The 406-nt window shown below is 45.1% G+C and carries 1 protein-coding gene; it reads left to right on the top strand.

Features of this window, described 5'->3' with window-relative positions; all coding sequences use genetic code 11:
* The first annotated feature begins 32 nt into the window (after nucleotides 1–32).
* Nucleotides 33–290, top strand: coding sequence for a hypothetical protein (locus tag D7V77_RS43515; RefSeq protein WP_147452400.1), 258 nt, complete (start codon nucleotides 33–35; stop codon nucleotides 288–290).
* Nucleotides 291–406 lie beyond the last annotated feature (116 nt).

Here is a 406-nt window from a genome sequence, read left to right as displayed (position 1 = left end):
GTCACCACCACACGCGAAAGAAGTGACACAAAATGTCGAACTACAACACCGATGATTTTCAGTATAGCCTTGATATTTCCGAGCCTGCCTCTGATGGTTACCACACGTATCGGACAATTGCCGTTCGTGATAATGTGACGAATAACATTGTTGAAATGATTGACCTCTACTTCATTGCCGGTAGTGATGGTAATACGTTCTTTGATAACTTTGAAGACATGATGAATGGCTTTAACTATAAAGTTCACCTTATTGACGGCAGTTACTATGCAGATTACACCGGGGTGTGAAATAATGATGGGAAAGTTTCTTTTTAGTCTTGCACCTTTGGTGTGTGTTTGCGCGTGCACTACCGGCCCGGTAAATGCGTCCGGTAGTGCTGTGGCGTCTAGCGTGGCGTCCAGGG

The sequence above is a fragment of the Corallococcus sp. CA041A genome, assembly GCF_003612075.1.
GTDB lineage: Bacteria > Myxococcota > Myxococcia > Myxococcales > Myxococcaceae > Corallococcus > Corallococcus exiguus.
The sequence above is the reverse complement of the archived record's forward strand: the minus strand, read 5'-3'. Positions and strand labels throughout refer to the sequence as shown.